The organism is Streptomyces sp. DvalAA-43, from assembly GCF_900091725.1.
GTDB lineage: Bacteria > Actinomycetota > Actinomycetes > Streptomycetales > Streptomycetaceae > Streptomyces > Streptomyces pulveraceus.
Map to the genome: position 1 here is coordinate 1 of NZ_FMBW01000022.1, position 25,265 is coordinate 25,265.

At 72.0% G+C, this 25,265-nt stretch carries 19 protein-coding genes; 8 read left to right on the forward strand and 11 right to left on the reverse strand.

The window, feature by feature from the left end; genetic code table 11:
- The coding region (locus tag GA0115234_RS04455; RefSeq protein ID WP_237541090.1) for a condensation domain-containing protein at positions 1–1,397 on the reverse strand (1,397 nt) is incomplete at its 3' end.
- Positions 1,398–2,537: 1,140 nt separating this feature from the next.
- Between GA0115234_RS04455 and GA0115234_RS04460 the strand changes: the two genes are divergently transcribed.
- The 8 genes from GA0115234_RS04460 to GA0115234_RS04495 all read left to right on the forward strand — a co-directional run bounded on the left by GA0115234_RS04460 (position 2,538) and on the right by GA0115234_RS04495 (position 12,800).
- Positions 2,538–3,872: a cysteate synthase gene (locus GA0115234_RS04460; protein WP_256088606.1), complete on the forward strand. Its 1,335-nt coding sequence runs from the start codon at positions 2,538–2,540 to the stop codon at positions 3,870–3,872.
- A gap of 31 nt (positions 3,873–3,903) precedes the next feature.
- The gene (locus tag GA0115234_RS04465) at positions 3,904–5,223 is read left to right on the forward strand and encodes an aminotransferase-like domain-containing protein (RefSeq protein ID WP_370803808.1); all 1,320 of its coding nucleotides are present in this window, start codon (positions 3,904–3,906) and stop codon (positions 5,221–5,223) included.
- Between the two features lie 70 nt (positions 5,224–5,293).
- Positions 5,294–6,055 (forward strand): thioesterase II family protein, encoded by a 762-nt coding sequence (locus GA0115234_RS04470; protein WP_256088607.1) that lies wholly within the window; start codon positions 5,294–5,296, stop codon positions 6,053–6,055.
- Between the two features lie 53 nt (positions 6,056–6,108).
- Complete coding sequence (locus GA0115234_RS42200) at positions 6,109–6,321, forward strand: MbtH family protein (protein WP_093539522.1); 213 nt, start codon at positions 6,109–6,111, stop codon at positions 6,319–6,321.
- A gap of 144 nt (positions 6,322–6,465) precedes the next feature.
- Positions 6,466–7,563 carry a 4-hydroxyphenylpyruvate dioxygenase gene (gene hppD / locus GA0115234_RS04480; protein WP_093539523.1) on the forward strand — a complete coding sequence of 366 codons (1,098 nt, stop codon included), beginning with the start codon at positions 6,466–6,468 and terminating at the stop codon, positions 7,561–7,563.
- The gene (locus GA0115234_RS04485; protein ID WP_093539524.1) at positions 7,560–8,738 is read left to right on the forward strand and encodes an alpha-hydroxy acid oxidase; all 1,179 of its coding nucleotides are present in this window, start codon (positions 7,560–7,562) and stop codon (positions 8,736–8,738) included. Before hppD ends, GA0115234_RS04485 begins: the two co-directional genes overlap by 4 nt.
- Positions 8,739–8,807: 69 nt before the next feature.
- Positions 8,808–9,824, forward strand: a complete 1,017-nt coding sequence (locus tag GA0115234_RS04490) for an AfsA-related hotdog domain-containing protein (RefSeq protein ID WP_093539525.1) — start codon at positions 8,808–8,810, stop codon at positions 9,822–9,824.
- Between the two features lie 261 nt (positions 9,825–10,085).
- Entirely contained in the window at positions 10,086–12,800 is a 2,715-nt protein-coding gene (locus GA0115234_RS04495; protein ID WP_093539526.1) for an AfsR/SARP family transcriptional regulator, read from the forward strand.
- A gap of 68 nt (positions 12,801–12,868) precedes the next feature.
- Here the strand turns inward: GA0115234_RS04495 and GA0115234_RS04500 are convergent, their stop codons facing one another.
- The 10 genes from GA0115234_RS04500 to GA0115234_RS04545 all read right to left on the reverse strand — a co-directional run bounded on the left by GA0115234_RS04500 (position 12,869) and on the right by GA0115234_RS04545 (position 25,261).
- A complete protein-coding gene (locus GA0115234_RS04500) occupies positions 12,869–13,915 on the reverse strand; it encodes an alpha/beta hydrolase (RefSeq protein WP_093539527.1) in 1,047 nt (348 codons plus the stop codon).
- Between the two features lie 119 nt (positions 13,916–14,034).
- A complete protein-coding gene (locus tag GA0115234_RS04505; RefSeq protein ID WP_256088608.1) occupies positions 14,035–14,865 on the reverse strand; it encodes a 2-oxo acid dehydrogenase subunit E2 in 831 nt (276 codons plus the stop codon).
- Positions 14,862–15,089, reverse strand: a complete 228-nt coding sequence (locus GA0115234_RS04510) for an acyl carrier protein (RefSeq protein ID WP_093539528.1) — start codon at positions 15,087–15,089, stop codon at positions 14,862–14,864. Before GA0115234_RS04510 ends, GA0115234_RS04505 begins: the two co-directional genes overlap by 4 nt.
- 27 nt (positions 15,090–15,116) lie before the next feature.
- Positions 15,117–16,157, reverse strand: coding sequence for a 3-oxoacyl-ACP synthase III family protein (locus GA0115234_RS04515; protein ID WP_093539529.1), 1,041 nt, complete (start codon positions 16,155–16,157; stop codon positions 15,117–15,119).
- A 26-nt stretch (positions 16,158–16,183) separates the two neighbouring features.
- Positions 16,184–19,183 (reverse strand): type I polyketide synthase, encoded by a 3,000-nt coding sequence (locus GA0115234_RS04520; protein WP_093539530.1) that lies wholly within the window; start codon positions 19,181–19,183, stop codon positions 16,184–16,186.
- Entirely contained in the window at positions 19,183–19,479 is a 297-nt protein-coding gene (locus tag GA0115234_RS04525; protein ID WP_093539531.1) for an acyl carrier protein, read from the reverse strand. The genes GA0115234_RS04520 and GA0115234_RS04525 overlap by 1 nt, the downstream gene beginning before the upstream one ends.
- Before the next feature lie 42 nt (positions 19,480–19,521).
- Entirely contained in the window at positions 19,522–21,297 is a 1,776-nt protein-coding gene (locus GA0115234_RS04530) for an acyl-CoA dehydrogenase (RefSeq protein ID WP_093539532.1), read from the reverse strand.
- Positions 21,291–23,123: an acyl-CoA dehydrogenase family protein gene (locus GA0115234_RS04535; protein WP_093539533.1), complete on the reverse strand. Its 1,833-nt coding sequence runs from the start codon at positions 23,121–23,123 to the stop codon at positions 21,291–21,293. The genes GA0115234_RS04530 and GA0115234_RS04535 overlap by 7 nt, the downstream gene beginning before the upstream one ends.
- Position 23,124: 1 nt before the next feature.
- Complete coding sequence (locus GA0115234_RS04540; protein WP_093539566.1) at positions 23,125–24,891, reverse strand: fatty acyl-AMP ligase; 1,767 nt, start codon at positions 24,889–24,891, stop codon at positions 23,125–23,127.
- A gap of 106 nt (positions 24,892–24,997) precedes the next feature.
- On the reverse strand, positions 24,998–25,261 hold the full coding sequence (locus GA0115234_RS04545; protein ID WP_141718394.1) for a DUF6059 family protein: 264 nt from the start codon (positions 25,259–25,261) through the stop codon (positions 24,998–25,000).
- Between the last annotated feature and the right edge of the window lie 4 nt (positions 25,262–25,265).

Genomic DNA, 25,265 nt, shown 5'->3' on the forward strand with positions numbered 1-25,265 from the left:
AGATCCGGCAACGTCACCGCCGGAACCTCACGCACCGTGTCATTCCACCCCGACAACACCAACTCCCGCTCCCGCTCCCCCAACACCTCAACCCGACCGACCGGGGTGTCAGGAGTGGCCTCGGCCATCGCGATCAGGGCGTTCCGGAAGTGCTCGACCTTGCTGCGGTTCGACTCGCTGTCGTAGAGCTCGGGGTTCGCGTCCGAGGCGATTCCGATGAGGCCGTCGGAGGAGTTGTCGTAGAACGAGAGCGAGAAGTCGTTGAAGTGACTGCCCCCCAGCGGCTTCAGCTGTACGGAGCACTCCCCGAGGGCGAGGTCGTAGTCGAACGGCATGGCGCTCACCACGAGGCTGAAGAGGTTGCCCCGGCCGACGAGCTTGAGGTCCCTGAGCATGTCCTCGTAGCGGTACCGCTGGTGGCGCAGTGCGGTCCGGATGGACGATCCCACTCGGCGGACGAGTTCCTGGAGGGTGAGGTCGTCCGACACGGCCACGCGGATCGGCAGCATGTTCGCCGCCATGCCCGGGACGTCGATTTCCTTGCGGGTCCGGCCGAGGACGGGGACACCGATGATGACGTCCTCCGCGCCGGTCATGCGGTGGAAGTACAGCACGGCGCCGGCGATGGCGAGCCCCGACACCGTGGTCCGCAGTTTCCGTGCGGCGCGGCGGAGGTTCGCGGAGGTTTCGGTGTCGATGGTCTCGACGTGCCGTGCCAGGGCGTGCGGGGTGCCGGTGGGCGGTCGGCCGCCGCTGAGGCTCGGTATGTCCGGACGGTCGGCCAGTACCTCGGTCCAGTACGCGCGGTCCTCGGCGTAGTTCTCCGAGGCGCGGTACTCGACGTCCGTGTCCAGCAGGGTGGCCAGCGACGCCGTCATCTGCTCGGGCACGGGGGCGTCGGTGGCGAGGGCGGTGTAGAGGGCGGCCACGTGGGAGCTGACGATCGCCCCGCTGAATCCGTCGGCGGCGATGTGGTGGGCGCGTTGGTACCAGAAGTAGCGGTCGGCCGCGACGCGGAACAGGGCGTGGGTGAAGAGGCGGTCGCCGTCCAGGCGGATCGGCCGGGCCATGTCGGTGTGCATCCAGGCTTCGGCGGTGGCGACGGGGTCGCTCTCACCACTGACGTCGAAGGTGTGCAGGGGCCAGTCGTCCGTGACGGCCACGTACTGCCGCAGCGAGGTCCCGGAACCGGTGAAGCGCGCATGGAGGGGTTCGGTCCGGCGGATGACCTCCCGCAGGGCGGACTCGAACAGCCGCGTGTCCAGGTCGCCCGTGATCTCCAGGTACTGGGCGACGCTGTAGATGGGGTTGTCCGGGTCGATCTGCTGAGCGTTCCAGATGCCTCGCTGCGCGGCAGAGAGCTCCTTGTACACGGCGCCGACTTCTGACGTGCTCATACCGCTCCATCATCCCGTTGATAAAGAGTTTTCACGCATGCGTGAGTGCAGGGCTGGGGATTGTTCGTCCCTGAAGACCTCCCCGTGGGAGGTGGGCGTGGCCGAAGTGCGCGTGGTTGCCGAAGGGAAGTGACCGCTTGGCTTTATGAGGGGCGCACAATCCGCGAGGGACGCACAATCGTCGTGGTGAGGCGGCGCATCCGGGCCGCAGAGAATTCGATATCAGCCGTGCCGGGCTTCGGCAACGGTTTTAATGGGAGCTGTGCGGGCCGGCCGTCGCAGTCATGCCGAAAGAGGGCTTTTGTGACGGACGTTCGGGACGGCCGAGTCCCGGAACTTCCCGTGTCCGGTTTCGGCTCGACGTGGATGGCTCTTCGCACCTACGGAGCGGAATGGCGGATTCCGCCGAAGCGCAGCGCTCCTGGGTGCGGGGCATCTGTCCACTGCCCTCAACAAGACATGCCAAATTTGCTCGTGCACACATAGCTTCCCCCGTGTAGCTGTCGTGTTCGCCGTACAGAAAACCACGTCGTGAATGAAGCGTGACGATGGCCCATATCACTCCTGAACCACATAAGTGGCAGGATTCAGGCAAGTTCTGAGCAGGCGTCAGGCCAGTTAAGTTGATCGCCTCGGCGCATGCAATGTGATCTAGATCATATGAAAGCCTCTGGTGCGACGTCTATGTTGTCCACTGCACGCATGCGAACGTACATGCGGCTAGCGGGGGACAACGGGGGGAGTACGGCCATTTTTCGGTTCCTTTTCACCAGGGCTGACGTCAGGCGATCTTCTTGAGATTGCCTCGCCCGAGTACGTGTTCCAGACTCTTCTGGCGCGGCTTCGATGGTGATCAAGTGTGCTCGGTGAGCGAGCATTCGGCCGGCGCGGGAACGCGTGTGACGATTCACGGCCGAGTGTCTTTGCCATAGCTGGAACTACTCTCACTCCATAGGTCGGCGAAGGAATTATTCAGCGCCGTTTTCCCTTTTTGCATGCCGATGTCACCCCGTCATGTGGGCTTGATGCCGGTGTGCCCGTCGAGTTCGCGCCGCGGCATGTGTAATTGGCCGGGGGCGCAAACCTCCCGCAATGTGCAGGCGCCTGTCCGCGCTAAATCGGTGGACAGGTGTGTGCCCCATGGCGAGAACATCGTTCGATACGAAAGGAAAGCGCTCCGTGGACCCTGCTTGTCCCTACTTGCTCGTGTGCGCCGGCTGCGATTGGCGGAGTTCCGACGACGGGCTCTGCATGAGCTGTCCGCGATGCGGGGACGACACCCTGCTGCGTACTGAGTACATGGCGAAGCAGTTCACCGTCGCGCCGGAGAAGTCCGGGATCTTCCGCTACGGATGGCTTCCCGTACGGCGTGAGATCGACGGCTCCAGCCGGCCCGTGGTGTATCGCAGTGAAGGACTCGGGAGAGCGCTCGGTCTGACGGACCTGTGGATCTCCTTCAGCGGGTACTGGCCCGAACGGGGCTGCCGCATGGTGTCCGGTTCCTTCAAGGAGCTGGAGGCCTTCACGGTGCTGGGGCGCACTCCCCAGCGGGCCGGTGTGATGGTGGTCGCGTCGGCGGGCAACACCGCGGCGGCCTTCGCCGCCGCCGGGGGCGAAGGCATCCCGCGCCTGCTCATCGTCCCGAGCCAGGCGCTGCCCGTGGTGCTGGCCGCAGCCGACGGTGCCTCAGCCGACCTTCAGGTAATGGCACTTGAGGATGCGACGTACAACGACGTCATCGGCTTCAGCCGTAAGGTCGTCGCCTGCACCCCCGAGTTCTTCGCCGAAGGAGGCGTCCGCAACGTCGGCCGCCGGGACGGTCTGGGCGTGGTCGCCCTGGCCGCCTTCGAGGAGATGGGAACACTTCCCGAGTTCTACTTCCAGGCGGTGGGAAGCGGCGCCGGGGCGATCGCCACCCACGAGGCGTGCGAGCGCATCATCGCGTCCGGCTCGGCCGACGGTCGTTCCGTTCCGCGGATGTTCCTGTGCCAGAACGCCGACTACCCGCCCCTGAGCCGGGCGTGGAAGCGGGAGCCCGACCTCGGCGACGCCGAGGCGCCGCTCGATCTCTACGCGCCGGAGCTGGCCAACGCGACCCCTCCCTACCTCGTCGGCGGTGGTGTCCGGGACATCCTGCGGTCGAGTTCGGGCGACATGCTGGTCGCCGACCGGACGGAAGCGGCGGCCGCCCGTGCGATGTTCGAGGAGCTGGAGGGGATCGACATCGAGCCGGCCCCCGCGGTCGCCGTGGCGGCGCTGCGCAACGCCGTACGGGCGAAGCTGCTGCCGCCGGACGCGAAGTGCCTGCTCAATGTGACCGGTGGCGGCCGCAAGAAGCTGAGCACCGGCACCACGGCAGAGAAACCGCAGGTCTGGCTGGTCAAGAAGACCGACTCCCCCGACGAGGTCGCGGCGAGAGTGCTGGACGCCTTCGCGTCCGGCAGCCGACCGCACACCCTCGCCCCCGCGGGCTAGCGCGCATGTCGTCAGAAGGGAACCAGGAATCGTGAGCAACCCGGCCGTGGAACGCTCTTGCCCGCAGCTCGACGTGCGGGATCTGCACGACTCGCTGAACTCCCCGGTGAGCGCGTCCATGAACTTCCTCAACGAAGTGGCGCAGGAGTACCCGGACGCCGTGTCCTTCGCCGCGGGCCGTCCGTTCGAGGGCTACTTCGACCTCGACGACGTCCACCGCTACCTCGACCTCTACCGCCGCTGTCTGTCCGAGCGGTTCGACGGTGACGAGGCGCAGGTCCGGCGCACCGTCCTGCAGTACGGGCGCACCAAGGGAGTGATCCACGAGCTGGTCGCGGCCCACTTGGCCGTCGACGAGGGCATCACGGTGGACGCGGAGTCCATCGTGGTCACCGTCGGCTGCCAGGAAGCGCTCTATCTGACCCTCCGGGCCCTGCGTGCCACCCCCGAGGACGTGCTCCTGGCGGTGTCGCCCTGCTATGTCGGGGTGCACGGGGCGGCGCAGCTCGTGGACATGCCGCTGCTGCCGGTCGAGGAGTCCTCGACCGGTGTCGACCTGGACGATCTCGCCGCCGTGGTCCACAGGGCGAGGGCAGAGGGCCTGCGCCCGCGGGCCCTGTACCTCGTGCCGGACTTCGCCAACCCCACCGGGGTGCGGATGAGCGAGGAGGAGCGCCTGCGAACCCTGCGGGCCGCCTCGGAGCTCGGTCTCCTGGTGCTGGAGGACAATCCGTACGGTCTGCTCGGCGACGACGGGCCACCGACGATGAAGGCCCTCGACACCGAGGGACGCGTCGTCTACCTGGGCTCGTTCGCCAAGACCGGGCTGCCGGGTGCCCGGGTCGGGTACGCCGTCGCGGACCAGCGCGTCATCGACGCGCGGGGCGGGACCGGTCTGCTGGCCGACGAACTGGCGAAGATCAAGAGCATGACGACGGTGAACACCTCGCCGATCGCCCAGGCCGTCATCGCCGGGAAGCTGCTGGAGAACGGGAACAGCCTGCGGGCGGCCAACACCCGTGAGCGGGAGACGTACCGCGGGAACCTCCGGCTGATGCTGGACGGCCTGGCCGCGCGCTTCGGCGACGGGCAGGTGCCGGGCGTGTCCTGGAACACCCCGGGCGGCGGGTTCTTCCTGCTGCTGACCGTGCCCTTCGCCGCGAGCGACGAGCTGCTGGAGTTCAGCGCCGGGAAGCACCAGGTGTTGTGGACGCCGCTGCACCACTTCTACGCGGGCTCCGAGCCGCGCAATGTGATGCGGCTGTCCTTCAGCCATCTGCTTCCCGCGGAGATCGACGAGGGGCTGGACCGGCTCGCCGGTTTCGTCCGGGAGCAGACGGAGGCTCCCTGACACGACGCCGGCGCCCGCTCCACCACCGTGGGCGCCGGGGCCCATCGACACCGAGGCCGAGAGGAATGACGTGCGCCCAGCACAGCAGTGGTTACGAATAGTGAAGCCGTCGGCGAACCCCCGGACACGCATCGTCTGTTTCCCGCATGCCGGTGGCACGGCGGGTTTCTACCAGGCGTGGGGGCCGCTCGTCCCCGACGACGTGGAGTTGCGCGCGGTGCGGTACCCCGGGCGGGAGGACCGGCTGGTCGATCCGCTCGCGGAGACGATGGAGGCCCTGGTGGCGCCGACGGTCGCGGAGTGCCTGCCGCTGTTGGACCGGCCGCTGGCGCTCTTCGGCCACAGCATGGGCGCGTCGGTCGCCTTCGAGGTCGCCAGGCGGCTGTACGAGGTGCACGGCGCCCGGATCGCGGGGCTGTTCGTCTCCGGGCGGTCCGGCCCGGGGCGGGAGTCCACCCCGGAACAGGTCTACTCGACCGCATCGGACGCGGAACTAGTCGAGCATCTCAAGGAGTTGGGCGGCACGGACGCGGCCGCACTGGACCACCCCGACCTGCTGGAGCTGGTCCTTCCCGCCATCCGCTCCGACTACCGCATCGTGGAGGAGTACCGGGCCGGGCACACCGGTGCCGTCCTGGACACGCCCGTCGTCGCGTACTACGGCGATGACGACGACGAGGTCGACGCCGGTTCGGTGGCGGCATGGGCATCCGTCACCCGTGCCCGATTCACCGCACGGTCCTTCGAAGGCGGGCACTTCTACCTCTCCGACCACCGGGCCGGCCTGCTGCGGGACGTACTCTCCCGCATCGGTGCGCCGGCCGTCACCTGACCCACGGGCCGTCAATCCACGGACCGTCAACCCACACCGCAAAGGACACGACAGTGACGAACCCGTTCGAGAACAACAACGCCCCGTACTTCGTGCTGCGCAACGCGGAGGGCCAGCACTCGCTGTGGCCCGCCTCCGTGGACGTGCCCGAGGGCTGGGACACCGTATTCGGCGAGGCCGGCCGCCAGGAGTGCCTGGACTACGTGGAGAGCTCCTGGACCGACATGCGTCCCAAGAGCCTGGCCGACGCCATGGCCGACAGCTGACCGGCAGCGTTCCTGCATGCCTCGCCCGGAGGCACCGGCCCCCGGGCGGGAGGGCGTACGGCCGACGTCCCGCGTTCGGTTCCCGAGCCGGGACGTCGGCCTCGCACCGGCGGAGCACCGCGACATTTCTGAGGAGAGAAACACGTGAGTGGGTTTGCAGGTTACGGCGATCTCGGCATCGACTACGTCGAGCTCGGCGTGGAAGACCTCGACGCGAGCACGGCCGCGTGGGTCGAGCAGTACGCGTTCCAGGTGGTCGCCCGTGAGGTCTCCACCGGAAACGGCCTCAGAAGCGTTGCCCTCGCCCAGGGAGGCATCACGCTCGTCCTCACCGAGAGCCGGGCGCAGGACCATCCCATCGGCGCGTACACCCGGCGCCACGGCGACGGGGTGGCCGACATCGCCGTACAGGTCCCCGATGTGGGCGCGGCCTTCGCCGAGGCCGTCCGGCGGGGGGCGCGGCCGGTGGCAGCCCCGGCGCCGCATCCGGCGGGCGGGGAGACCGCGACCGTCAGTGGTTTCGGCGATGTCGTGCACACCCTTGTCCCGGACGGCGGCAGCGCGGCGCCGACGCTGCCCCGGGGGCTGGTCGCCGATCCGGCCGCCCTGGCGGCGGCGCGCGCCGTCACGCCGCCCGTCGGTCTCCAGGAGATCGACCACTTCGCGGTCTGTGTGAACGCGGGCGAGCTGCAGCCGACCGTGGATTACTACTGCGAGGTGCTGGGCTTCGACGCGGTCTTCGAGGAGCACATCGTCATCGGTGCCCAGGGGATGAACTCCAAGGTCGTCCAGAACGCCTCGAAGTCGGTGACCTTCACCGTCATCGAGCCCGATGTCACCGCCGAACCCGGGCAGATCGACGAGTTCCTCGCCCGTCACGGCGGCTCCGGAGTCCAGCACATCGCGTTCTCGGTGGAGGACGCCGTGCGCTCCGTCGGCGCGCTGTCCGGACGCGGAGTGCAGTTCCTGGACACCCCCGGCTCCTACTACGACCTCCTGGGTGAGCGGGTGTCGCCCAAGAACCATCCGATGGACGACCTGCGCAGGTGGAACCTCCTGGTGGACGAGGACCACGCGGGCCAGCTGTTCCAGATATTCACCCGCTCCTCGCACCCGCGCCGCTCTCTCTTCTTCGAGGTCATCGAGCGTCTGGGTGCGGAGACCTTCGGCAGTTCCAACATCAAGGCGCTGTACGAGGCGGTCGAGCTGGAGCGGGCCAGGCAGGGCGGTACCGCGCGATGACCACATCCTCCTCGTACTCCTCCGTACCCGGGCCGGTCCGGGAGGAGGACGCCGCCCGGTGGCAGCCCGAGCCCGCCTGTCTGCAGGATCTGGAGCGGGCGGCCGCCGCGGTCCTGCCGCCCGGCATCTGGGACTTCGTCACGGGCGGCAGTGGTACGGAGTCCTCGCTCCGCGCCAACCTCGCGTCCTTCGAGCAGCTCCACCTGGTGCCGCGGGTCCTGCGGGACGTCGCCGGCTGCTCGACCGTGTCCCCGCTGCTGGGCCGGGAGGCATCGGCGCCGCTGGCCATCGCCCCCATGGCCTACCACCGGCTCGTCCATCCCGACGGCGAACTGGCCGTGGCCCGCGCGGCCCGGGACTCCGGGGTGCCCTTCGTCACCGGCACACTGAGCAGTTGTCCGCTGGAGGAGATCGCCGCACAGGCCGGCCGTCTGTGGCTGCAGCTCTACTGGCTCAACGACGAGGCCCGCCTGTTCGACCTCGTGGACCGGGCCGAGGCGGCCGGCTGCGAGGCGCTGATGCTGACCGTGGACCTGCCGTGGATGGGGCGCCGCCTGCGCGACGTCCGCAACCGGTTCACGCTCCCGCCGGAGGTCCAGGCCTCGCACCTCGGTGACGGCGCCGCGTCCCGGGCCCACGCCCACCGGTCCCGGACGTCCGCGGTGGCGGAACACACCAAGGCGTTCATGACGGCATCGCTCTCCTGGGAGCACATCGAACGGCTCCGCGAGCGCACCGGCCTCCGGCTGGTCCTCAAGGGGGTCCTCGACCCCGGCGACGCACGACAGGCGGCGGACCGGGGAATCGACGCGATCGTCGTCTCCAACCACGGAGGGCGCCAACTCGACGGCGCGGTACCGCCGATGGCGGTGCTTCCGGAGATCCGGGACGCCGTGGACGGCCGCTGCGAGATCCTGGTCGACGGCGGGGTGCGCACCGGCAGCGACATCGTCAAGGCCGTGGCGCTCGGCGCCTCCGGCGCCCTCGTCGGCCGGCCCGTGTTCTGGGGGCTCGCCACGAACGGTCAGGCCGGAGTCGGCGATGTCCTGCGCATGCTGACCGAGGAGCTGCGGGACGCGCTCGGGCTGGCCGGCTGCGCTTCGGTCGAGGCCGCGCGCTCCCTGCGCGTGGTCACCTCCACGCCTTTCCGGACGGTGTCCGCGCCTCGCGGGTAGCCCCTGCGCAAAGGCCGCCGCTCCCACTCGATCCGACGCTCCGAGCGCCGCCAGTCTGAGGACCACTCCATGGATATTGCGCTCCCGTTCCCCTCCGACCGTCCGCACTCCCACGGCTCGGGCCGTGCCACCACGCAGGCCGCGCCCGCGCCGCTGCATCTGCTGCGCCGGCCGGCCACCGCCGAGGGCTTCGTCCTGGACGCCACCGCGCCCGAGGAGCAGTGCTTCGTCCTGTCCACGGAACTGCCTGACGACCATGACCTGTTCACCGACGGGCCGGGGATCTTCCACGACGTACTGTTCCCCGCGGAAACGATGCATCAGGCCGCGCACTTCGTCGCCCAGCAGTACTTCCGGGTGCCCCGCAACCGGCCCGGGGCCTTCGCCTCCAGCAGCACCGACATCCTCGACCTCACCCCGTGGCGCCGCACCGGACGCGCCGCCCACCTGGCCATGGACCTCACCCTCACCCCGAGCGACGTGGTCAACGGCGTCCCGCGCTGTCTGGAGTCGGTGGCCAGGGTGGCCATCGACGGGGTGAGCTGCGGGCTGAACCGGACCCGGCTGGTGTTCGTCATGCCGGGGGCCCTCCAGAGCCACCGCGCACGGGGCAGGCGCGAGAGTCTCAACGACACCTGCCCGATGACTCCCGCCGACGCGGGCCAGTCGCTCCGTCCGGCCCGCGTCGGCCGCGACGACCCGCGCAATGTGCTGGTCGGGCCACCGCTCCGGGTGCTGGACGGGGAGTTCATGCTGCCGGTCGACCCGGCCCCGGAGCACGAGGTCTTCCACCCGACGGCCGGGGGGCCCATTCCGGGATCGCTGTTCCTGGAGGCGTCCCGGCAGGCGTCCTTGCTGGTGGCCGCGGAACTGCACGGCTTCGAGCCGGGCCACGCCGTCCTGACGCACTGGCGGACCTCCTACCGCGGTCTCGGGGACACGGACCTGCCGCTCACCTGCACGGTCTCCTCCCGCCGCGCCAGCCGGGACGCCGTCGGCCGTCCCGTGGCCCGGATGCGGGTCATCTTCAGTCAGGGCAGCCGGATCGTGGCCAGCACCTCCGTCTCGCTCCTGCAGGACTGCTGACCCGGTCCCGCCACAGAACCACGCACCTGCCAGGACGCCGGGCCACGGCGTCCGGCTCCACCGACAAGGAGGTCAACGCGCGTTGATCGTCGAACCGCTGCCACGTCCGAGGACCTGGGGTCCGCGACGTCCCGAAGTCGCCGGAGGCGACCGGCAGTCCGTCCGGCAGCCCTGTGAACGGGCCGCCCTCGAACCGTCCGTTTCCCGAACCGCTCGCCCCCGAACCACCCACTCGCGAACCACATGCTTAGGAATCACCTGATGCGTTTCCGGATCCTGGGGCCGGTCTCCCTGTCCCCCCGCACGCCGTCCGCCGCCAAACCGCGCGCGCTGCTGGCGACCCTCCTGGTGCGAGCCGGGGAGGTCATCTCCGCGAACAGCCTGATCGACGAACTCTGGGGAACCGAGCCGCCCCGCACCGCGACCACCACCCTTCAGGTGTACGTCTCGCAGCTGCGCAAGCTCCTGGCCGAGGCCGAACACCCCCACCAGGCGACCGAAGGGCTCCTCCTCACCCGCTCGCCGGGGTACCTGCTGCGGGTGCCCGACGAGGACTTCGACCTGGCGCGCTTCGAGACACTGCGCATGGCGGGCCGTACCTCCTACGAGAAGGGCGAGTACGCCGACGCCTCCCGACTGCTGCACGACGCCCTGGGGGTGTGGACCGGACCGGCGCTCTCCGGGGTGCCGCACGGCGTACGCCTGGAGAGCACCGCCATCCGGCTGGACGAGCTGCGGATGGAGGCCCTGGAGCAGCGGATCATGGCGGATCTGCGGCTCGGGCGGCACCGGGAACTCGCCGGGGAGCTGATGGCCCTGGCCACGGAACACCCCCTGCGGGAGTCGCTGCACGGACATCTGATGGTGGTGCTGTACCGCACCGGCCGCCAGTCGGACGCCCTGCGCATCTACGCCAGGCTGCGGCGCTCGCTGGTCGAGGAGCTCGGTGTCGAACCCGGGCGCGCGGTCAGGCGGTTGCAGGACCGGATCCTGCACTCGGATCCGTCCCTGGACTGGAGACCACCCGGACCGGGCGGCGCGGCCGTCGCCCCGTCCGCCGGGCCGCTGCGGGGGCTGCCTGTCGAGACGACCGGGTTCATCGGCCGCCACGAGGCGACCGCCTCGGCCGAACGGATGCTGCGCGGCGAGGCCGGAGGGCGTCCGGTGCGGCTGCTGACCGTGGCCGGGCGGGCCGGCGTGGGCAAGACGGCGCTGGCGGTGCAGCTGAGCCGGCAGGTCGCGGACGCGTTCCCCGACGGCCAGGTGCTGCTCCGGCTGCGCGGTGCCCTCGGCCGGGCACTGACCGCCGAGGAGGCGGCGGCCTCGCTGCTGCGGCTGCTCGGTGCCGCGGGCGACCAGGGCTCGGTGGGTCCGGTCCCGGCGGACCGCGGGCGGCTCACCGCGGCCCTTCAGGATGCGGTGCGGGGCCGGCGGCTGCTGCTGGTGTTCGACGACGCCGGTTCGGAGGAGCAGGTGCGGCCGCTGCTGTCGGCGGTCGGCGACTGCTCGGTGATCGTCACCGGCCGGAGGACCCTGTCGGCCCTGGACGGTGCCAGGCACCTCATGCTGGAGCCGCTGCGCCCGGACGAGGCGATGGAGATGCTTCATGTCAACGGGGGCGAGCCGATGGCGGCCGACCCGGTGGCCGCCGCCGAGATCGCCGGGCTCTGCGGCTATCTGCCGCTGGCCCTGCGGGTCGCGGCCGCTTCGCTGGTCGCCCGTCCGCACACCACCGCCGCGGACCTGGCGGCCCGGCTGCGTGACGGGCGGACCCGGTTGCAGCGGCTGCACGAGGGTGACCTCGACCTGCGGGCCTGCCTGATGACGGCCTATCTGGAGGCGAAGCCCGAGCAGCAGCGGGCGTTCCGGCTGCTGGGGCTGGCGCCCGCGCCCGATTTCGCGCTGTGGACGGCGGCGGCGCTGCTCGGTGTCTCCCTGCCCGTCGCCGAGGAGCTGGTGGAGGGGCTGGTCCGGGCCCAGCTGCTGGAGACCAGGCCGCAGCCGGACGGGCGGCAGGTCCGCTACGGCTTCCATGAGCTGCTGCGGGTGCTGTCCGTGCAACTGCGCCAGGACGAGAGCGAGGAGTCGCTGCACGAGGCGACGAGGCGTCTGTGCGGCGCCTTCCTGACGCTCTCCCGCCGTGCCGACGCGCTGCTCGCACCCGGCCGGATCCCGCGGACCGGGGATCCGGCACCGGAGCCCTCGCCGTACGCCGCGGATCCGGTACTGGCCCGGTACTCGCCGCTCACCTGGTTCCGGGAGGAGGCCGCGGGGCTGGTGGAGTCGGTACGGCTGGCGCACACGGCCGGGCTGGGGTCCATGGTGTGGGAGCTGGCGGGCAGTGCCGCCGGGTACTTCCACACGTGTGCGGCCTGGGAGGAGTGGGAGGAGACCCACCGGCGTGCGCTGGACGCGGCGCGCCGGGCGGATTCGCGGGCGGCCGAGGCGGCGGTGCTCCGTTCGCTGGGCGATCTCGCCTGGCAGCGGAGCGAGGCGGACCGGGCGCTCGGCCGGTACGACGAGGCCCGGCGGCTGTTCGGCCTGGTCGGCGACCAGCTCGGCGCCGCGCGCTGCCGGATCGGTGAGGCCGACGTACTGCTCGGCCAGGGCCGTCTGCCGACCGCCGCCAGGCGGTACGGCAGAGCACTGGCGGTCTGCTCGGCCGGCCACGACCTGCGGGGGGTCGTGGGCGCGCTGAGCGGTCTGGCGATGGTGGATCTGCGTCAGGGGCTCCCTCAGGACGCCTTGCGGCAGCTCGCGGAGTGCGGTCGGGCGGCGCGGCGGCTCGGTGACCGCAGGTGGGCGGAGTACGCGCGCCGCACGGCGGAACGGATCACCGCTCCGCAGGAGCGGGTGGCGGCCGTCGAGGTCGGGCCGGGCATGTGGCTGCTCGACCCGGGCCGGCTGTCGTTCGCTCCGGCGGCCGCGGACCGCACCGTCGGCGTCCCCGCCCAGCGGCTCCCGCAGCGCCTCTGATCTCCGGCCGGCCGCGCGGCGGGGCGCCCGTCAGGGCGGTTCCCCGCCGCGCGGCCTCTCCTCTTCCCTCAGCCGGTCCGGGATGCCCGTCGTCCGCCGAGGCGGGCGCGCAGCAGGGAGAGGACCAGCCAGCGGCGCATCGCGCCCACGTGCTCCGGGGAGCCGTGGACGTCGTCGAACACCTTGAACCGGGCCTGCGGCAGCAGCAGGGCGAGCAGGCGGTGTTCGGTCTGCGGGATGATCTCGTCGCGCGAGCTGGCGACGTATCCGACGGGGATGTCCAGCGAGCCGAGCCGGGGCGGGGTGAGCGGGAAGTCGGCGAGCACGCCCCGGAGTTCGTCGTCGTCCCCGGTACGGGTGAGGCGGCGCAGGGTCTCCACGGTGATCCCGGGCACCGCCGGCCACCAGGCGGGGTCGGTGAAGAAGTCGGAGACGGGGGCTCCGACCGTGTGGATGCTGCGGATGCGGGGGTCCTCGGCGGCGGCGCCCAGGGCCAGGTGCCCGCTGAAGCTGAGGGCGAGCATCGCCGTCTCGGCGACCCGTGCCCGGCCCGCCAGTTCGTCGAGCAGATGGGGCAGCAGGCGCCAGGAGTCGGCCCGGTACGGGAGTGTGTTCTCGCCGACCCCGGGCATCTCGGTGGCCACGGCGGCGAAGCCGAGCCGGGCGAACAGCGGGAGCAGTGGCGCCCACTGCTCCTTGACGCTGACGATGCCTCCCATGATCAGCAGCAGGGGGCGCGGCCGGTCGGCCGAGAGTCCGGCCGCCCAGGCGGCCACGGTGCCGTCCGGGTGGTCGAACTCCAGCCGCTCGATGCCGCCCCGGGCGCCGCGCCGCCAGGTGTCGAAGGCCTCGACGCAGCGGCGCTGGGCCAGCAGGCGGTCCTCGTCGCCGTGGTGGGGGAACCGGGCGAGCGCGTAGTGGCGGCAGGCGTCGAGCGGATGGCCGCCCTGCATCAGGGCGTCGCCCTCGGTGGTCCACACCTGTGCCCAGGAGTGGGGGTCGCCGGGGCGGTCGCCGGTGATCCGGGACAGTACGGCCTGGACATGCTGCTCCGTCAGGCCTTGGCCGCGTCCGTGCAGCCGGGCGAACTCCTTGAGTTCTGCCAGATGGTCCATGGTGCGTCCGTCTCCGAGTGGGCGGGGGGCGAGCGGGGTCCGGTGGACGGGGCCGTGCCGGGTGCGGGGCAGGGCAGCCCGGCACGGCGCCCGTCGGGAGCGATGGTGCGGGTGGGGGCTTAAGCCGTCCTTGCAGCCGTCGTCCCGTCCGGGGCCCGGTGCTCGGCCTGCCGTCCGGGGCCGTTGTCGAAGGTCTCCATGGTCTGCTTGAGATCGGCGAGGACGTCGGCGGCGGCCGCGCCGTCGATGACCCGGTGGTCGAAGGTGAGGCCGAGCCGCATCAGTGGGGCCGCCACGATCCGGCCGTCCCGGACGACGGGGCGGTCGAGCACCTGTCCGGCGTTGAGCGTCACCGCGGTGCCGCCGCCGGCGTGGAAGCCGTCGACCGGGCGGTGCCCGAGCGAGCTGACCGCGACGGTGCCCAGCACGGTGGGGCGGCGCCGGGGGTCGCGCAGTGCGGCGGCGAAGGCCGTCCGGCCGAGCGGGACCGGCAGCCGGCCCAGCATCCGCACGCCGCGGAATTCGGGGAGATCGGCCGCGGCCGGGTCCCGGTAGCGGTCGATCCGCTCCTGGATGGCGGCCAGGTCGGCGCTCTCCAGGCCGGGCAGCAGGGCGGAGAGTACGGTGCGTTCGCCGTCCACGGTGCGGTCGAGGGCGAGTTTGGCGGTGACGCCGGTGAAGCGGACCGTTCGGGGGCCCCGCAGGCCGGGCCAGCCCGGGGCCAGTACGGCATTGGCCTCGGGGTGGCGGTCCAGCACGCGGCCGGCGGCGTGCAGCAGGTAGGCGACCACGGAGAAGCGGCGCCCGGACTCCCCGGCCTCGGCGCGGTGGTGCTGGATGCGGGTCATGTCGACCTCGGTGTCCAGGTGCACCAGTCGCTGCCGGGCGGCGTACTCCAGGAAGTAGAGGGTGTGCCGACGACGGCGTTCGGGGTGCGGGCGGGCGGTCACGGCTTGACCGCCAGCTGGTAGATCGCTTCCAGGCTGCGGACCTCCAGCACCCGCCCCACCGGCAGTTTCCGGCCCGTGGTGCGTTCGAGGGCGGTGACCAGCTTGAGCATGTAGAGGGAGTCCCACTCGGGGAGCCGGTCGAGGTCGGCGGCCAGGTCCCCGTCCGCCAGGGGGATGCCCAGTTCCTCGCGGACCAGGCGGGCGAACTCGTCGATGGTCTGCATCAGCGTTTTCCAATCAGTGACGGTGTGTCAGATCTTTTCGAGGGCGAAACCCGCCTTGATCCACTTACTGGACTCCACGGCCACCGCGAGCGCCTTCTGGCCGCTGGACATCTGCCCCAGCAGCCGCTCCAGTTGGAGGAACGGCAGCGCGTTGCCGTTGTTGCCGGTGTCGGCGACGCAGGACACCTCGATGGCGCCGGGCACGTCGAGTTCCTCGTGGATGCGACGGGTCATCCGGCCCGAGAGCTGCGGCGGCAGCAGGTAGTCGAGCTCCTCGGCGGACCAGTCGAGATCGCCGAGCATCTCCCAGAGGATCTCCACCGCCATCACGGGGACGAACTCCTCGATGGCCTTGTAGTCCTCCCGGACCGCCTGCCGGTCCTCGTACCGGTCGGCGAGACCGAACCAGTCGATGACCTGGCCGGGCTCCCGGCCGAGACCGGTGAACCGGTTGAGCACCCGGCGCAGGGCCACCGCCTCCGCCGCGGGCTCTGCGGTGAGCACCGCGGCCCCGGCGCCGTCGCCGAACAGGACGTAGTTGACCAGGTCGCTGGGCGCGGCGTCGGCGAGGTCCCGGTTGAGGTCGAGGTGCTTGCTGCAGACGTCGCCGCCGATGACCAGACCGGCCCGGTGCCCGTCACCGGCGATCAGCGTCCGGCCGAGGCCGAGTGCCTGGACGGCGCCGGCGCAGCCGGACTGGAGCTGGTACGTGGGCACCTGGTCCAGGCCGAGCTGGTCGGCGATGTGATTGACGGTGGCGGGCATCAGGTTGTCCGGGGTGGCGGTGCCGAGCACCACGAAGCCGATCTCCGCCGGGTCGACCCCGGAGGCGGCGAGTGCCCGCGCACCGGCCTGGGCGCACAGGTCGGCCAGTGACCAGCGCACCGTCCCGGTCCCGAGGTCCCGGGCGAAGTGGCGGGTGCGGGTGCCGATGAAGTGGTCGATCCACTCCTCGTTGACTTTCAGCACCTTGGCGAGGGTGGCGTTGTCGACCGGGTCGCCGGGCAGGGCGGTGCCGACCGAGGCGAGGTACACCTGGGCGGGATCGCGGTCGGGCGGTGACTGCATGGTGGGGTCCTTTCCACGGGACGGGTTCAGGCGGCGGCGGAGCGTCGTTCGCCCACGTAGCCGATCAGGTCGCCGATCGAGGAGAGCCGGGGCAGCAGCTCCTCCACGCTCAGCGGTTCGAGGTCGGGCAACCGCTCCTCGATCCGTTTCTTGAGCTCCATCACCATCACCGAGTCGAAGCCGAGGTCCTCGTAGAGCCTCGAACGCGGGGTGATCGCCCCGGGCGCGTAGCTGCCCACCTGGGCGACGGCGTCCAGTACGGCCTCGGCCACCGGATCGGCGGCGGTCCGGCGGCCCTGGGAGAGCACGACGGGCCGCGCCGCTTCCGGCCGTTGGCCGGCCGTCTGCACGCCCTCCTGCTGCGGGGCCGTGGCGGGCGGGGCGGCGGAGACCGGCCGGCGGGCCCAGAACCGGTGGTCGTCCGAGAAGGCGTACGGGGCCAGCCGGTGCGCCACCCGGTCCTGATCGGCGTAGACCGCGTCCCAGGCGATGTCGACACCGCCGCGGAACAGTTCGGCGACCGCCTCGGCCAGCTCCCGGCCACCGGCCTGTTCGCCGGGGACCGGGTGGACGCTGCGCACCCCGGCCCCGTCGGGGGCGGTGAGCAGCCGGCGCGTCATGGGAGCGAGCACCGGCCGCGGGCCGATCTCCAGCAGATGGGTCGGTGCCTCGTCCAGCAACTGCCGTGCGGCGTCGGCGAACAGCACGGGGGCCCTGACGTGCTCCACCCAGTACGCGGCGTCCATCGGCTCGTCCCGCAGCAGCCTGCCGCGCAGCGTGGAGTGGACCGGCAGGGCGGGAACGGTGCCACCGGCCTGCTCCGCCACCGCGGCGAAGCGTTCCAGCATGGGGTCCATCAGCGGTGAGTGGAACGCGTGCGAGACCTCCAGGCGGCGGGACCGCACTCCGGCACGGGTCAGCTCCTCCTCGATCCGGGCCAGCGCCGTCAGGTCGCCGGAGAGCACGGTGGACGCCGGTCCGTTGACCGCGGCGATCCCGACCAGAGGCTCGGCGTCGACCCGCTCGGCCAGCTCGGTGGCGTCGGCCCGGACGGCCAGCATCCCGCCGCCCTCGGGGAGTTCCTGCATCAGCCGCCCGCGAGCGGCGATCAGCCGGGCGGCCTCCTCCAGGGGGAGCGCCTCGGCGACCACCGCGGCCGCGTACTCCCCGACGCTGTGACCGAGCAGCAGCGCGGGGCGCACCCCGAGTTCGGTGAGGGTGGCGGCCAGTGCGTAGCCGACGGCGAACAGGGCGGGCTGCGCCCAGCCGGTGCGGTGCACCGCCGGGTCCGCGGAGAGCAGCAGTTCGCGCACCGAACCGCCGGTGTGCGGGAGCAGCGCCTCGTCCGCCCGGTCGAGGAACCGCCGGAAGAGCGGGGCGTCGCGGTAGAGACCGGCGGCCATGCCCGGGTACTGCGAGCCCTGGCCGGTGAAGAGCAGTGCGGGCCGCACCGGCCCGGCGGACTCCGCGGTGAGGCCCGCCGGCTGGTCCTCGTCCCCGGCGGCCCGGCGCAGTGCGGTCACCAGGTCGCCGGTGCTGTCGGCCGGTACGGCGAACCGGAACCGGTGTCCGGTCTTGAGCCGGTTGCTGCTCCAGCCCACCGCACCGGCCGGCACCACCCGGTGGCGCTGGAGGGCGTCGGCCTGTGCCACGAGGTTGCGGCGCAGCGCCTGGGCGGTGGGGGCGGTCAGGGTGAACACCGCGGTGCCGATTCCGGTGGACCCGGCAGCGGCCCCGGCCTTGGGGCGGGCGGCGTGCGCGGGCGCGGATTCCAGTACCGCGTGGGCGTTGGTGCCTCCCATGCCGAAGCTGCTGAGGCCTCCGACGGTGGCTCCGGCGGCCAGCCGCAGTGGTGCCTTGAGCAGCCGCAGGCCGTACCGGGAGAGCTTCAGTGCCGGGTTCTCCCGGGCGGCGAACCGGCTGGTGGGCACCACGCGGTGGTGCAGGGAGAGGGCGACCTTGATGAGCCCGGCGACCCCGGCTGCGCCTTCGGTGTGGCCGAGGTTGCCCTTGACCGAGCCGAGTGCCATCGGTTTGCCGGTCCGGTCGGCGTGCAGTCCGCCGAGCGCCTTGACCTCGATCATGTCGCCCAGCACGGTGCCGGTGCCGTGGCCTTCGGTGAACGCCACGTCGGACGGTTCCACTCCGGCCCGCCGGTAGGCCGCGGTCAGCACCTCCTGCTGGGACCAGCGGTTGGGTGCGGTGAGGCCGTTGCTGCGGCCGTCCTGGTTGACGGCGGTCCCGCGGATCACCGCGTAGACCGGCTGCCCGTCGGCGATCGCGTCCTCCAGTCGGCGCAGGACCACCGCGCCGACGCCCTCGCCGCGGCCGATTCCGTTCGCGTCGCTGCTGAAGGGTTTGCACCGGCCGTCGGGCGCGGAGAGCCCGGCCTGGGTGTAGAAGATGCCCAGGGCGGGGGTGAGGGCCACGTTCACACCGGCCGCGATGGCGGTGTCGCACTCCCCCGCCAGCAGGGCGTTGCAGGCCAGGTGGACGGCGACCAGCGAGGAGGAGCAGGCGGTGTCCACCGCGAGGCTCGGGCCCTTCAGGTCGAGGTGGTAGGAGATCCGGTTCGCGGTCATGCAGTAGCCGTTGCCGGAGCCGACCTGTGCGGTGACCCGTGCGTAGTCGGTGAGGTGGAGGTGGGCCCACTCGTTGCCCATGACGCCGACGAAGACGCCGGTGGCGGTTCCGGCCAGGCTCCGCGGCGCGACTCCGGTGTCCTCGACCGCGCGCCAGGCGCACTGCAGCAGCAGCCGCTGCTGCGGGTCCATCGCGGCGGCCTCGCGGGGCGAGATCGCGAAGAACTCGTGGTCGAAGGCGTCGGCGTCGGTGATGAAGCCGCCGCTGGTGGTGTTGGAGTGCCCGTCGGCCCCCGCGGCCGAGTAGAAGTCGTCGGCGTTCCACCGCTGTTCGGGCACCGGTCCGACGCCGTCGCCGGACCGCATCAGCAGGTCCCAGTACGCGGCGGGGTCCGGGGCCCCGGGGAAGCGGCAGTCGATGCCGACGATGGCGACGGGCTGCATCACGCCTCTCCCACGGTGGCGCGCAGCTCCTCCACCAGGTATCCGGCGAGCGCGTCGATCGTCGGGTAGTCCCAGGCCACGGTGGGCTCCAGGACGAGGTCGAAGTCCTCCTCGATGTCGCCGCACAGGCTCAGTGCGGCGACCGAGTCCAGGCCGTACTCGGCCAGGGGCACGTTGGACGCGATCTCGTCGGCCGGGCGCTTCAGATAGAGCGAGATCCGGTTGGCGATCCACTCGCTCAGCGTCTCGACGGTGTGCTCGCGGACGGTGGCCGGGCGGCCGGTGGGGACAGTCATGGCGTACTCCTCGCTGCGTTGGGACGTCTGGCCGGCGGCTGATCAGCCGGCGAGTGGGGTGTCGTACAGGTCGTAGCTGCGGTGTTCGTGGAAGCGCCGCAGCACTTCCCGGTGGACCCGTTCCGCGCAGCCGGCGGGCAGCTCGGCCGGGTGCTGTCCGAGTCGTCGGGCGAGCCGGTGCAGCGCGGCCGCGGCCCAGGCGGGGTCGGCCAGGAACGGGTCGGTGCCGTCGGCCCGTGCCGCGCGCCGGACGCCCAGGACGGCGGCCGCGGCGAGGAGCACCGCGTAGCGGTCCACGAGGGCGAAGGCGGTGGGGGCGGCGAGGGCGGTGCGGTCCTGCGGGGAGAGCGCGAGGCTGTCCTGCTGGATCCGCCGCAGCTCGTCCGCCATCCGCAGGGTCAGGGTGCGGACGGCCTGTTCCTCGGGGGAGCCGTCCGCCGGGTCGTCGCAGGCCGCGACCAGCGAGGCGCTGAGGCTGTCCCGCCCGCTCGCCAGGGTGAGCCGCTCGAAGGGGATGGCGGGCAGGGCGGTGCGGGGCTCGAAGAGTTCCGCCGGAGCCTGGTCGCCGGAGAACCAGGACCGCCGGGCCAGCCGGGCCAGTTGCGGGATGACGGTGGCCTGGCAGGCCGCCGATCCGGCGTGGCCGAGGCTGAGCACCGGCAGGTCCCTGACGTGCTTCTGGAAGATGCCGAACTCGCCCTCGCGGACGTAGAAGCGGGCGCCGAGCACGATCGACAGGTCGTGCATGGTCTCCGTCAGCATCCTGGGCACCAGGTACTTCACGACGGCCGCGTAGACGCTGGTCTCCTCCGGCAGCAGGTGCACCGCGCGGGTGGCGGCCAGCGAGAGGCTGTCGCAGATCAGCAGGTCCAGGAAGGCGTCGGAGAGGGTGTCGCGGGCGTGCGGGATCTCCATCACCGAGCGCCGGTAGAGCTGTCGTCCCCGCGCGAAGCCGACGACGGTGCGCAGGCTGGTGTCGGCGGCTCCGAGTGCCATGCCGGGCAGGGCGCTGCGGGTGATCTGGAAGGAGCGCAGGGCCAGCTCCACGCCTTGGCCCCGCTCGCCGACGAGGGCTCCGGCCGGGACGTGGCAGTCGTCGAACTCCAGCCCGGAGATCCGGCAGCCGCGTACCCCGGCGGTGGTGTACCGGGGCAGGGTGCGGAAGCGGGCCGGGTCGAGCGCGTCGCGCTCGGCCAGCAGGACGGAGTGGCTGCGCGAGCCGGGCGCGTCGTCGGTGCGGGCGAACAGTGCGAAGGCGGCGGCCCGTTCGGCGTTGTTGATGACCTCCTTGCGGCCGTGCAGCCGGTAGCCGCCGGGCTCCGGGCGGGCCAGGAAGCCGTTGCGGACGAAGTCGTTGCCGTGCGCCAGCTCGTGGTAGGCGACCGATACCCTGGCGCCGCCCAGCAGCAGATCGGCCAGCCTGCGCCGCTGCTCCTCGCTTCCCGCGGTCCACACGTTGACGGCCGCCATGAACGAGGTGACGCCGTAGCCGAGGCCGAGCGCGACATCACGGCGGAAGACCGGTCGCAGGACCCGGGTGAGGGTGTCGATCCGGGTGAGCCGTCCGCCGAGGTCGGCGGGGACGAAGTCGGCGGTCAGCACCGCGTCGTCGAGCAGGTGCTCACCGTCCCGGGACAGTTCGCCGGCCTCGTCGGCGGCGAGCAGCCGTTGGGTGCCGACCGGGTTGGCCGGGTCGCCGGGATCGCCGAAGCGGCGCTCCAGTTCGGCGACCCGGGTCTGCGCGGCCGCTTCCTGGGCGGTGTCCGGGGCCGGGGCCGCGGGGCGGCGGGCCCCGGGGACCGCGGAGTTGGTCAGCATGGCGCCCCCTCGGCTGGACGGGTGTCGGTGGGTACGGCCTGTTGGGCGGCGTCGTGGTGGGCGGGGTGCCCGGCGGCGTCGTGGTGAGCCCCGCTGTGCAGCTTCAGCGGGAGCAGCGAGAACAGCTCCCCGGCCGCGCGGGCCTCGCGCAGCTGTGCCAGCAGCTCCGGGTAGGCCTCCGGTTCCGGGCCGTCCTGCTCGCCGAGCCGGACCAGCAGCCGGTCCAGGGCGGGCCAGAGCCAGGTGCCGTCGCGCCAGAGCCCGCCGGTGCGGCCCCCGAGGGCCTCCCGGTGGTTCTGCGCCCACAGGCCCAGGCAGGCGGCGCCCGCCAGGCAGAGGGAGTACCGCCGGGCGACGTCGAACGCGGCGGTCGGTACGTCGGAGACCAGTGCGCGGTACGGCGCCATGTCGGCGTGGACGCGGTGGGTAGCGGCGAGCAGTCGTTCGGCAGCGGCGAGGGCGCCGTTCAGCGCGGGGTGGTGCCCGGCCTCGGTGCGCAGCTCGGCCAGGGAGGCCGGGAGGGTGGCGAGGATGCCGCTGCCGCCCTTGGCGACCAGGGAGAGCCGGGACGGGTCCAGCGGCGGCAGCGGTACGGCGAGGTCGAAGGCGGCGGTGGCCCCGGCGGTGTCCCCGGTGCCCCGGTCCCATCCTCGGGAGAGCGAACGGAACTGGTTGATGAGGGAGTTGAGGTTGACCAGGGTGTTGCCGTCGAAGAGTCCGACGACCCGGTGGTCCCGGTCGACCTTCTGGAACATGCCTCCGGCGTGCACCCCCTTGAGGAAGGCGCGCGCGCCCAGCAGCCGGGTCAGCTCGGCGATCACCTGCTCGGTGCCGGTGGGCACCAGGTATTTGGTGGCGGCGGCGGCCACGCCGAGCTCGGCGGTGAGGGTGTGGACCGAGCGGATGGCCACCGTCGCCAGCGCCTCGCCGACCAGTACGTCGGCGGCCGCGGCGGCGAGCGACTGCCGTGCCTGGGGCAGGTCCACCAGCCGCCGGGCGTAGAGCTCGCGCTCCTCGGCGAAGTCCAGGGCCAGCCGCAGCGCGTGGTCGGCGGCGCCCAACGACAGGGCGGCGCACATGGTGCGGGTCAGCTGGAGCGCCTTGAGCACCGTCTCCAGGCCGCCGCCCTCGGTTCCGACCAGGGTGGTGGCGGGCACCGGGGCCCGGTCGAAGGCGATGCCGCTGATGTCGGCGCCCCGGATGCCGTGGGTACGGATCTTGTCGAGGCAGCGGTAGTGGTCCGGGCCCAGTTCGCGCTTGTCGATCAGCAGCACGCTGAACCCGCGCGGCCCGCCCGCCGGGTCGGTCCGGGTCAGCACGGACAGCAGGCTGCCCCGGGTGGCGTTGTTGATCAGCCATTTCTCGCCGCTGACCAGCCATCCTCCGGCGCCGTCGGGCTCGCCGCGCACCTCGTCGGCGAGCAGGTCGCTGCCGTGTGCCCGTTCGGTGAGGCCCAGCGACACGGGGACCCCGTTCCGGATGTCCGCGGCCAGCCGGGCGGCCTGCTCGGCGGTGCCCGACACCCAGACGCAGACCCCGCCCAGATAGGTCTTGCCGTGCCCGACGGCCACGGTGAGGTCGCGGCGGGCGACCGTCCGCATGACCTGCATGACGGTCTCGTAGTCGGTCAGCCGGCCGCCGTGCTCGACCGGCACGTAGAAGTCCTGCAGGTGCCAGTCCTCCAGGACCCGGCAGATGTCGGCCGGGAACGCCTCGGTCTCGTCCAGCTCCAGACTGCGGGCGTGGGAGAACACGGTGCCGGGGTCGTCGGGGTCGCCCAGGAACTGCTCCAGTTCCTCGGCGCGCAGGTAGGGCGGATGGTCCATGTCAGCCCACCGGTTCCAGCTCGAAGGACCCGACGAGTTCGCGAACCGCCGGGTCGAGTACGGCGTGCAGCGGGGTGACCGCGCCGTCCAGGAAGAGCTTGCGCATCAGGGTCCGCTGGATCTTGCCGCTGGTCGTCCGGCGGACGGTACCCGGGCGCACCAGCAGGACGTTGCCCGCGGGGACGGCGAACTCGCGGCTGATCAGTGCCTGGACGGTGGAGGTGGCGCTCTTGAGGTCCTGACCGGCGAGGGCGCTCGGGCGGACCTCGTGGATCACCACCAGGTGTTCCTGGTCGGTGTCGACGGCGAAGACGGCTCCGGAGCCGAAGGCCGGGTCCAGTGCGCGCACCGCGCTCTCCACGTCGTAGGGGTAGATGTTGCGCCCGTTGATCAGGACCATCTCCTTCAGACGGCCCGTCACGAACAGTTCGTCGCGCTCCATCGCCCCCAGGTCGCCGGTCCGCAGCCAGGGCCCGAGCTCCTCGGCACCGGCGATCCGGGCGCCGAAGATCTCGGCGTTGGTCTCGGGGCGCCTCCAGTAGCCGACGGACACGCTGGCGCCGCGCACCCAGATCTCGCCGACCTCGCCCTCGGGGCGCTCCTCGCGGGTCTCCGGGTCGACGATGCGTACCTCGAAGTCCTCCGGGTGCACCATGCCGCTCGATGCCAGGGTCCGTGTCGGTGCCTGGAGGAACGGCCCCTCCAGTCGGCCGGCCTCCAGCCCGGCGGAGTCCACCTCGCGCAGCACCGCCGGGCGGCCGGGCCGCTTGCCGGAGACCAGCAGTGTGGTCTCGGCCATGCCGTAGCAGGGGAAGGAGGTGTCGGCGCGGAAGCCGTACGGTGCGAACCGCTCGGCGAACGCCCGCAGGGTGTCGGCCCGGACCGGCTCCGCGCCGTTGCAGGCGACCCGCCAGCTGGACAGGTCGATGCCTTCCAGATGCGCATCGGAGACCCGTCGGACGCACATGTCGTAGGCGAAGTTGGGGGCGGCGGAGACGGTCACCCGGTGCTCGCTTAGCAGTTCCAGCCAGCGCTCGGGGCGGCGGAGGAAGGAGGTGGGTGACATCAGCACGGCGCTGGAGCCCAGCCAGAGCGGCTGCAGCACATGACCGATCAGGCCCATGTCGTGGTAGAAGGGCAGCCAGCCGCCGAGGACCGTGTTCCGGTCGCCGCTGGTGGCGCGCTGGATGGCGGCCTCGTTGGCCAGCAGATTGCCGTGCGAGACCATCACGCCCTTGGGCTCGCTGGTCGACCCGGAGGTGTACTGGAGGAACGCCAGGTCGTCGGTGCGCAGCCCCGGGTCGCCCCAGGCGGCGGGGTCGCCCGCGAAACCGTCCGTCGCGAGGCAGAGCACGTCGGAGAAGCCCTCCTCCGCCAGCCATGCCTCCACCTCCGGCGCGTGCTTCCCGAGGGTCAGCACCGCACCGACCCGGGCGTCCCGGACGATCCCGGACACCCGCTGGAAGTGCCGCCCCTGCTCGGTGGGCAGCGGCGCCGGAACGGCCACCGCGCCCGCGTAGAGGCACCCCACGAACGCCTGCAGGAAGTCCAGCCCCGACGGGTACAGCAGCAGGACCTGACGACCAGTCAGCCCCCGGTCCTGCAACCATGCCGCCAGCCCCTTCGCCGCCCGGTCGAGACCGGCGTACGAGAGCCGCTCCGGTTCCACCCCCCGTACCCCGTTCTCCAGGAACAGGTAGGCGTCCGCATCCCCACGCTCTTCCGCCCGCGCGAGCACCAGCTCCGCGAACGATCGGAACTCCGCCACCGTCAATCCCCCTCGTTCGGCCGACACGTCCGTACCGATCATCAGTTCGAGCACTAAAGCCGTCATTGCGCTCAGGTCTGTCCCGTCAGGGATGACGGGACAGACCTCAGGCACGCTTGTCGATCCCGTCCAGCTGCGCCCACAGTTCCCGCTCCCGCGCCGAGAGCGGGACTCCTCGCGGCAGGCGCTCGGGGTGGTCCGCCGGCGGCTCGTCCAGCGGTACCCCGGCCGGTTGCGGCTTCCGGCCGGCGGCCAGGTGGTTCTCGGTGACCACGCCGAACATCACGCCGAGATCGGCCAGGGCCCGTACACAGCCGGCGGCCGCGCGGCGCACCGCGGACCTCCACCACTCCCCCGGTCCCATCGCCACGCCC